This window comes from Sphingopyxis microcysteis (assembly GCF_012274265.1).
Classification (GTDB): Bacteria; Pseudomonadota; Alphaproteobacteria; order Sphingomonadales; family Sphingomonadaceae; genus Sphingopyxis; species Sphingopyxis microcysteis.
Window position 1 is genome coordinate 431,421 of record NZ_JAANYY010000003.1, and the last position, 8,545, is coordinate 439,965.

Consider the following 8,545-nt stretch of genomic DNA (forward strand, 5'->3'; position numbering starts at 1 on the left):
ACACGCTAGCGCAGCCCTAGACGCATCTCGACTGCGCTCGATGCGAACGGAGAAGTAGAAGGTTGCCTTGCGGCTCGCTTAATCCACAAAACTCGGCTTGCGCTTCTGCATATGCGCCATCACCGCCTCGATCTGGTTCGGGGTGCGGATGACCTTGACCTGCTCGTCGCTCTCGGCCTGCAAAATCTCCGCATCGCTCGCATCACCCAGCATATTGCACAGCCGCTTGGCGCCACGGATCGCGTGCGGGTTCTTGTCGGCAATGACTGCGGCCAGCTCCATCGCCTTCGCCAGCGGGTCGTCCGACACATGTGTCGCAAAACCGAGCAGCTTCGCCTCCGACCCCGTGAATTCGCGGTTGGTATAGATCATCTCGCGCAGCACATCGTCGGCGACCTGCGTGCGCCACAGCGCCATGCCGGCGACGTCGGGAACCAGCCCCCAGCGCATTTCCATGATCGCGATGCGCGTATCGGGGTGGACGATGCGGATGTCGGCGGCGGCCATGATCTGGCTGCCCGCGCCAAAGGCGACGCCGTGGACCGCCGCGATCACCGGCACCGGCAGCTCGCGCCAGCCCCACGCGGCATATTGCGCGTTATTCGCGATCCCCTTGGTCCGGTCGGCGAGTCCGCCGCCCGCGCTGCTCGCACCGGGATCGCGATCGCCGCCAAGGCTCGACAGGTCGAGCCCGGCGCAGAACGCACGGCCCTCGCCCGACAGAACAACGACGCGAAGTCCGGTGGTCGCCTTCAGCTGATCGACCGCTTCGGCGAGCGCTTCCCACATCGCGGTGTCGAGCGCGTTCATCTTGTCCGCGCGGATCAGCCGGACGTCGGCGATGCCGCCCTCCAGCATGGTGATTGAAATCCGGTCTTTCATGGGAGAGTCCTTGTTCAGCGTTTCAGCGCGGCTTCAACCAGCGGAAGCTGGTCGTTGCCGAAATACATATCCTGTTTGTCGACGAAGATCGTCGGCGAGCCATAGCCGCCGCGCGCGATGAGTTCATCGGTGTTGGCGCGCAGCCGCGCCTTCACCGCATCGCTGCCCGCGGCCGCCGCGAGCGCTGCGCCATCAAGGCCTTCGGCATCGGCGACCGCCGCCAGCACCGCAGGGTCGTCGAGATTTTCCTGCCGGTCGAAATAGCTCGCAAAAGCGCCGCGCGCGAAGCAGACGAGCGCCGCCTGATCATCTTCGATCGCGCAGCAGAACCGCATCGCCGCGATGCTTTTCGCCGGGTGCCATTGCGACGGGAAATTCATCGGCACCCCGGCAAGGCGCGCCCAATCCTGCAGCACTTTCCAGCTGTGCTGGAGCCGCCGGTTGTCCGCCTGCTCGCGCGCCGCATAGACGGCGGGATTGACCGCGTTGAATACCCCGCCGACGAGGATCGGCCGGTACACCGCCGCCGCGCCCGTGCGTTCGAGCACCCCCGGCAGGTTGTGGAACGCGAGGCAGGTCCACGGACTCGACAGATCGAAGAAAAATTCGACGCGCGCGGCCATCGGATCAGGCCTCCGCCTTTGCCTTCTCCCAATATTGGTCGCGCAGTAGCCGCTTGTAGAGCTTGCCCGTGTCGTGGCGCGGCAAGGCTTCGAGGAAGTCGATGCGGCGCGGAACCTTCACCCCCGACAATTTTTCGCGCGCATAGGCGACCAGCTCGTCGCGCAGCGCATCGCCCGCGTCGGCCATGTCGGCGGGCTGGACGACCGCGATCACCTCTTCGCCCATTTCCTCATGTGGCCCGCCCACGACGGCAACGTCGGCGACCTTGGGATGGGTGACGAGATGATTTTCGATTTCCTGCGGATAGATGTTCACGCCGCCCGAGATGATCATGAAGCTCTTGCGGTCGGTGAGGTAGAGAAAGCCCTCCTCGTCGAGCTTGCCGACATCGCCCAGGGTCGACCAGCCCTTCGAATTGCGGCTCGACGCGGTTTTTTCGTCGTCGCCATGATATTCGAAGACATTCTCGCTCTCGAAGAACACCGTGCCTTCCTCGTTCGGGCCGAGCTCGGTCTCATTGTCCTCGCCCATGATGTGGACGGTGCCGAGGATCGGGCGACCAACGCTGCCCCGGTGCGTCAGCCAGTCGGCGCTGGAGATGAAGGTCATGCCATTGCCTTCAGATCCGGCATAATATTCGAACAGCACCGGCCCCCACCAGTCGATCATCGCCTGCTTCACCGGCACCGGGCATGGCGCGGCGGCGTGGATCGCGACTTTGAGCGACGAAGTATCGTAACGGGTCCGGACCTCTTCGGGCAATTTCAGCATCCGCACGAAATGCGTCGGCACCCACTGGCTGCTGTTCACCCGATAGCGCTCCATATGCGCCAGCGCCGCTTCAGGATCGAATTTCTTCATCAGCACGACGGTGCCGCCCAGCCGGTGGATCGTCATCGACCAGCGCAGCGGCGCGGCGTGATAGAGCGGTGCGGGCGACAGGTAGATGCTGTCGGCATTGATCTGGAACACCGCCGAGGCGAGCATGACGAGGCTGTTCATTGCGTCGATCGCGGGCTCCTCGGGCAGCGGCACGCGCACACCCTTGGGTCGACCGGTGGTGCCCGACGAATAGAGCATGTCGACCCCGGCGCGCTCGTCGGCGACGGGGGTCGCGGGCATCGCAGCGACGGCATCCTCCCAGCTTTCATAACCCGCAATGTCGCCGCCCATCGCGAAACGCTTGACGCCGGTCGTCAGCCGCTGCGCGGCGTCCGCAAGACTGGCCGAGACAACCAGGATCTGCGCCCCCGAATTTTCGAGAATATAATCGGTTTCGTCCTGCGTGAGCCGCGACGAAATGCAGACATAACGCAGCCCGGCCCGCTGCGCGCCCCAGGTGAGGCCGTAATAATGCGGGGTGTTGTCGAGCATGAACGCGACGACATCCTCATGCCCCAGCCCATGCGCACGAAAAAGCTGCGCAGCGCGGTTCGAGGCGGCGTCGAGTTCGCCATAGCTGATTTCCTCGCCCGTCTCGGCGACGATGATCGCGGCTTTGTCGGGGTTGGCACGGGCGTGGACTGAGGGGTGCATCGGGTATCTTCTCCGGGAATCGTTGCTTTGTTTATGTCGGAGATGAGTAGCAACCTGAAACTTTTGGTCAAGCAAGCTGGGTTTGGTGACAGGATGGCGATCAAGAAACGGCATGTCCGTGCGGTACTGCGATCAAATCGTCGATCCTCCCTGTGCCGGAGGCATGTGGAGGTGGCAGCCTCGAAGAGGCTGACGGAGGGGCGAGGCGCGACGTTGCTGCCCCTCCGTCAGCGCTTCGCGCTGCCACCTCCCCATCGCTGCGCGACAGGGAGGATTAATCGGGACGCATGCGCAGCGCATAGCCCTGCCCCTTCACCGTGTGCAGCATCGGCCAGTCGAAGCCGCGATCGACCTTGGCGCGCAGCCGCGACATATGCACCTCGACGCGGTTCGTACCGGGGTCGAAGTCGAGCCGCCACACGGCGCGGAGCAGCGCGTCGCGCGACAGCGGGCGCCCCGGAACGCGCGCGAGGTTGGCGAGCAGGTCGAATTCGCGCAGCGGCAAGTGAATCAGCCGACCGGCGCGCTCGACGCGCCGGTCGATCAGGTCGATCCGAAGTTCGCCCCCGCCAAGCTGACCCGCGGCAATATGGTGCCTGCGGAGCAAGCTGGCGATACGCGCCAATAATTCGGGGAGATTGCCGGTACAGTCGATGGCATCGTCGGCGCCCGATTCGAGCGCGGTCATCCGATCGTCAAGGCTGTCGCGGTCCGACACCACGAGCAGCGGCCGCCGCCCCGCGATCGAGCGCGCGAGCCGGACAAATTCGGACGGCTCCTGCCAGTCGAGAAACGGATTGATCAGCAACAGGTCGAAGCAGGCGTCGATCCAAGCGCGCAGGCCGTCGATATGACGGGGCAGTATCCGCACGACGAACCCCGCGGCCTCGACCGCCGTGCGCAACACCGCAGCCCGATGCGCATGGGGATGATGGATCGCGATCCGTAACTTCCTGTCGCCTATCCCGGCCAAATCCGATGATGCCATCCGCATCCCCCGTCGTCGACGCAACGTCTTGTCGCCCCGCCGCCCCACCGGCATTGCACCGCCTTTCGGCTGTGCTAACCCTGAACCATGACCAGTATCGAAATGCTTGACGGCGACTTCGCCACCCTGCCCGACCTTGTCCGTGCCCATGCCGCGGAACGTCCCGATGCCGTAGCGGCTGCCGATCCCGAACGGCGACTGAGCTGGTCCGAACTGGACCAATTGACCGACCGAATCGCGGCGCGGTTGCAGCAGGACGGATTTGCGAAAGGCGATCGCACCGCGATTGCGGGCCTCAACAGCGTCGAACAGATGGCGGTCATATTGGGTACGCTACGCGCGGGCGGCGTGGCGGGGCTGGTTACCAACAGCGCCACCGGTGAACAGATGGCGGCGATGATCGCCGACACCGGCGCGCGGCACCTGTTCCTGGACAGCGCCGCCAAGGCGAGCCTTCAGGGGCAGGTCATCGCCGCGAGCGACCTGATCGCAATGGAGGGCGGCGACGCCGGGGTACCGCTCGACGCGTGGTTATCGTCGGCAAGCGCGCAGCCCGCGCCGGTCGACATCCTTCCCGAGGACGGGTTCAACATCATCTATTCGTCGGGGACGACGGGCACGCCCAAGGGCATCGTCCACAGCCATGCGATGCGCTGGCAGCATATCGTCCGCGGCGCGCCTGCTTATGGTCCGAATGCGGTGACGATCCTCTCGACCCCGCTCTATTCGAACACCACGATGGCAAGCTTCATGCCGACCGTCGGGTCGGGCGGGCAGGTCGTACTGATGAAGAAGTTCGACGCGCGCGGTTTCCTCGAGCTCGCCGAGCGCGAGCGCGCGACCAACACGATGCTCGTGCCGGTGCAATATCGCCGGATCATGGCGCTCGAGGATTTCGACCGTTTCGATCTTTCCAGTTTCGTGATGAAATATTGCACCTCGGCGCCCTTTCCGGCGACGCTCAAGGCCGATGTGCTGGCGCGCTGGCCCGGCGGGCTGGTCGAAATATATGGGATGACCGAAGGCGGCGCGGCATTCATCCTCGAGGCACATCAATTCCCCGACAAGCTCCACACGGTCGGCAAGCCCGCGCCGGGACATATCGCGAAGGTGATCGACGAGGACGGCAACGAACTGCCGCAAGGATCGGTCGGCGAAGTCGTCGGCCGCAGTCCTGCGATGATGACCGGTTACAATAACCGCCCTGACGCGACCAAGGCGATGCACTGGTATGATGCCGAGGGAAATCTCTTCTATCGCCACGGCGACATCGGGCGGATCGACGAGGACGGGTTCCTGACCCTGATGGACCGCGCCAAGGACATGATCATCTCCGGCGGCTTCAATATCTTTCCCAGCGATCTGGAGGCGATCCTGCTCGCCGACGATCGCGTCGTCGAGGCCGCGGTGGTCGGCATGCCAAGCGAGGAATGGGGCGAAACGCCGGTGGCGTTCGTGGTGCTCAAGGATGGCGCCGATGCGGAAGGCGTACGCGCGGACTGCAACGCCAAGGTCGGGAAAACGCAGCGGCTGAGCGCGATTACGGTCGTCGAAGAACTACCGCGCAGCCCGATCGGCAAGGTGTTGAAGCGCGAATTGAGGGACGCTTACGCGGGGTAGGTCTTGTGCGGTCGGTTTCGACGGAAGGACCTTTGTTCAATCGTCATCCCGGCGAAGGCCGGGATCTCGCCGGTGCGGTAAACCGATAGGGTGAGATCCCGGCCTGCGCCGGGATGACGAATAAAGGATGGCCTGGAATCCATCCCGAATCCGTCAGTTGCTACGTGGAAGTTCGGCTTACCCCAATCCCGCCGCCTCTATCGCCGCCAGCGCGCTTTGCAGCCGCGCATCGCCGTCGCCTTCGACCCACGCCCATTTCAGCTGGCGCCGCTCAAGCTCGCCGATCGCAACGTCCATGAATTGCCGCCGTGCCAAGTCGCTGCCGAACAGGCGCGTGCCGTCCTCCTGCCATTCGAGGTCCATCGCCGGCACCAGATAGAGGTCGGCGACATCGTCCCACAGGTCGATTTCGGGCAGGCGGCGGCCGAGCAGCATGATCGCCCACGCCTGCGTCATCAGCGCATCGGTGTCCGAAATCAGCCATTCGGGGTTTTGCGCCAAGGCTTCGCGGGTCGCCGCGACATGTCCGTCGAAAATTGCCAGCAGGTCAATCTCGTCCAGATCGGTGCCGTTCGCCTCGGCGTAGGTGCGGCCATATTCGGGGACGACGAGCCCGCCGAGCCGCAGTGCGAGGCGCGGCGCCAGCGTCGATTTGCCGGTGCTCTCGGCACCGTGAAAACAGATGTGGCGGGTCATGCGGCAACCCTATCCGACGCTGCGGCGCGGCGCCACTGGATCAGCCCGTCGATCGAGAGGCCGAGCAACACGACATAGACCGCGCTGGTCGCGTACAGGCCGCGCCATGCGAACAGCGGGATCGCGATCAGATCGACGACGATCCACAGATACCAGCTTTCGACGCGGCGCCGCGCGAGCAGCCATTGCGCGGTGATGCTGAGTATCGCGATCGCGCCGTCGATCCATGGCGCCACGGCATTGGTATAGCGATCCATCGCGAAGCTCCACGCGGCCCAGGCGGCGATGGTGACCAGCGCCCATTGCTGTCGCGCGCGCTGGTCCATCCAGCCGACGGGAACCCCGCTCTCATTGCGGGCGCGCAGCCAGCTCGCCCAACCATAGAGATTGAGCGCGAAGAAGAAGCCCTGCAAAACCATGTCGCTGTACAACCGCGCGTCATAGAAAACGACGGCGTAAAGGCTGACCGCGACCAGCGCGAACGGATAATTCCACACGCTGCGCAGCGCGACGAGCGCGACATTGATCAGCACCAGCGCCGCGGCCAGCCACTCGATCTGGGTCATCCGCTCGCCCCGCTACGCGGCCGCGTCCACAGGCCGTCGCGGCTGATCCGCCGCTGCGGCGGGCGGCGCAGTACCGACCAGCCGGCGCGCGCGATCCAGCCGAGCTTGGCGAGCCGCGTCGTGCTCGCGCGGTGGTCCCACGCATGGTCGCCGCGCGCGCGAACCTCGCGCGCGATATCGCCATAGATGCCCGCGGCGGCAAGCACCGCCCAGCGGCTGCGTGGGGGCAGCTTGCGCGCGCCCCAGCGCGCCGAGGCCTCATATTCCCCGGCCATTTCGGCGAGCCATTTCGCCATCACCGCCAGGCGCGACCGAAAGGCGGGGTGCATGTGCTGGCCCGGCGGAATGTCGAGTTCGACCAGCCATTCGACGGGCAGGTAGCAACGGTCCGCGGCGGCATCCTCGGCCACATCGCGCGCGATATTGGCGAGCTGGAAAGCGATGCCGAGGTCGCAGGCGCGATCAAGCGTCGCCTCATCGGCGGGGTCGATCCCCATCACCAAAGCCATCGCAACGCCGACCGCGCCCGCGACATGATAGCAATAGCGCAGCAGGTCGGCCTCGCTGCGCGGGCGCCAGTCGTCGGCATCGAGCGCAAAACCGGCAATGATGTCGTCGATCACGCCGCGCGGGATCGCGACCTCGGTGAGCAGAAAGCCAAGCGCGTCGAATGCCGGATCGCCTGTCGGCTGGCCGGCAAAGGCGTCGTCAGTGAGGGCACGGATGCGGGCGAGCGCGGCCTGCGCATCATGGCCCGGCGCCATCGCGCCGCCATGATCCTGGCCGTCGGTCAGGTCGTCGGCGGCGCGGCACCAAGCGTAGAGCAGCCAGACGCGTTCGCGCGTTTCACGATCGAACAACTGGCTGGCGAGCGCAAAGCTCTTCGATCCGCGCAATATGCTGTCATGCGCGAAACCGTGGAGGGCGTGCGCATCATAGACGCCCGTCCCCTGCATTACAGATCGTCGGCCTTCATTGCGAAGATCGGGGCGTGCGGTTCGTAGGTCGCCATCTTGTCGAGCAGATCGTCGAGCCCGGCATCGACGATCATGATGCCCGCATGCGCGGGGCGGATGAAGCCAACCTCGATCATGTTCCGGTTGAACGCGATCAGGTCGTTGTAGAAACCCGCGGCGTTGAGCAGTCCCACCGGCTTGCTGTGATAGCCGAGCTGCGCCCAGCTGATCGCTTCCCACAGCTCGTCCATGGTGCCAACGCCGCCGGGGATGGTGAGGAAACCGTCGGAAAGGTCGGTAAACATCTTCTTGCGTTCGTGCATGCCGCTGACGACGTGCAATTCGGTGCAGCCACGATGCGCGACCTCGGTCCCGACCAGCGCATCGGGAATCACCCCGATCACCTCACCCCCAGCTTCGAGTGCGCTGTCGGCGACCGCGCCCATCAGCCCGAGACGCCCGCCGCCATAGACAACGCCGATGCCGCGCTGGGCCAGCGTGCGCCCGACGTGACGCGCGGTTTCGATATAGATCGGATCGGCTGGGGTCGCGGACCCGCAATAGACGGCAAGACGTTTCATAAATTTCCCCTTACCCGTTCGTGTCGAGCGAAGTCGAGACACCCCACGTGTCCAGATCACCGTCGCCGAAACCGTCGGCCTCGAAGGCCGCGTCTC

At 65.0% G+C, this 8,545-nt stretch carries 9 protein-coding genes; 1 reads left to right on the top strand and 8 read right to left on the bottom strand.

The window, feature by feature from the left end; genetic code table 11:
- Positions 1 to 78: 78 nt before the first annotated feature.
- From G9408_RS09865 to G9408_RS09880, 4 genes are all read right to left on the bottom strand, one after another.
- Positions 79 to 882: a crotonase/enoyl-CoA hydratase family protein gene (locus tag G9408_RS09865; RefSeq protein ID WP_168453834.1), complete on the bottom strand. Its 804-nt coding sequence runs from the start codon at positions 880 to 882 to the stop codon at positions 79 to 81.
- 14 nt (positions 883 to 896) lie between these two features.
- On the bottom strand, positions 897 to 1,505 hold the full coding sequence (locus G9408_RS09870; protein WP_168453835.1) for a 2-hydroxychromene-2-carboxylate isomerase: 609 nt from the start codon (positions 1,503 to 1,505) through the stop codon (positions 897 to 899).
- A gap of 4 nt (positions 1,506 to 1,509) precedes the next feature.
- Complete coding sequence (locus tag G9408_RS09875; protein WP_168453836.1) at positions 1,510 to 3,042, bottom strand: acyl-CoA synthetase; 1,533 nt, start codon at positions 3,040 to 3,042, stop codon at positions 1,510 to 1,512.
- Positions 3,043 to 3,316: 274 nt separating this feature from the next.
- Entirely contained in the window at positions 3,317 to 3,949 is a 633-nt protein-coding gene (locus G9408_RS09880; protein ID WP_328804435.1) for a response regulator transcription factor, read from the bottom strand.
- 168 nt (positions 3,950 to 4,117) lie between these two features.
- Between G9408_RS09880 and G9408_RS09885 the strand changes: the two genes are divergently transcribed.
- A complete protein-coding gene (locus G9408_RS09885; RefSeq protein WP_168453837.1) occupies positions 4,118 to 5,650 on the top strand; it encodes a class I adenylate-forming enzyme family protein in 1,533 nt (510 codons plus the stop codon).
- Positions 5,651 to 5,827: 177 nt separating this feature from the next.
- Here the strand turns inward: G9408_RS09885 and G9408_RS09890 are convergent, their stop codons facing one another.
- From G9408_RS09890 to G9408_RS09905, 4 genes are read right to left on the bottom strand one after another with little or no spacing between them, the layout of a single operon-like run.
- Complete coding sequence (locus G9408_RS09890; protein WP_168453838.1) at positions 5,828 to 6,346, bottom strand: AAA family ATPase; 519 nt, start codon at positions 6,344 to 6,346, stop codon at positions 5,828 to 5,830.
- Positions 6,343 to 6,912 carry a nicotinamide riboside transporter PnuC gene (pnuC, locus tag G9408_RS09895; protein ID WP_168453839.1) on the bottom strand — a complete coding sequence of 190 codons (570 nt, stop codon included), beginning with the start codon at positions 6,910 to 6,912 and terminating at the stop codon, positions 6,343 to 6,345. Before pnuC ends, G9408_RS09890 begins: the two co-directional genes overlap by 4 nt.
- Entirely contained in the window at positions 6,909 to 7,868 is a 960-nt protein-coding gene (locus G9408_RS09900) for a phytoene/squalene synthase family protein (protein ID WP_168453840.1), read from the bottom strand. The genes pnuC and G9408_RS09900 overlap by 4 nt, the downstream gene beginning before the upstream one ends.
- A complete protein-coding gene (locus G9408_RS09905) occupies positions 7,868 to 8,449 on the bottom strand; it encodes an LOG family protein (RefSeq protein ID WP_137871569.1) in 582 nt (193 codons plus the stop codon). The genes G9408_RS09900 and G9408_RS09905 overlap by 1 nt, the downstream gene beginning before the upstream one ends.
- Positions 8,450 to 8,545 lie beyond the last annotated feature (96 nt).

Bases quoted from the DNA above. Each gene is read 5' to 3' on its own strand.
- G9408_RS09900 (WP_168453840.1), bottom strand. From the start codon at position 7,868: ATGCAGGGGACGGGCGTCTATGATGCGCACGCCCTCCACGGTTTCGCG.
- G9408_RS09890 (WP_168453838.1), bottom strand. From the start codon at position 6,346: ATGACCCGCCACATCTGTTTTCACGGTGCCGAGAGCACCGGCAAATCG.
- pnuC (WP_168453839.1), bottom strand. From the start codon at position 6,912: ATGACCCAGATCGAGTGGCTGGCCGCGGCGCTGGTGCTGATCAATGTC.
- G9408_RS09870 (WP_168453835.1), bottom strand. From the start codon at position 1,505: ATGGCCGCGCGCGTCGAATTTTTCTTCGATCTGTCGAGTCCGTGGACC.
- G9408_RS09885 (WP_168453837.1), top strand. From the start codon at position 4,118: ATGACCAGTATCGAAATGCTTGACGGCGACTTCGCCACCCTGCCCGAC.
- G9408_RS09905 (WP_137871569.1), bottom strand. From the start codon at position 8,449: ATGAAACGTCTTGCCGTCTATTGCGGGTCCGCGACCCCAGCCGATCCG.
- G9408_RS09875 (WP_168453836.1), bottom strand. From the start codon at position 3,042: ATGCACCCCTCAGTCCACGCCCGTGCCAACCCCGACAAAGCCGCGATC.
- G9408_RS09865 (WP_168453834.1), bottom strand. From the start codon at position 882: ATGAAAGACCGGATTTCAATCACCATGCTGGAGGGCGGCATCGCCGAC.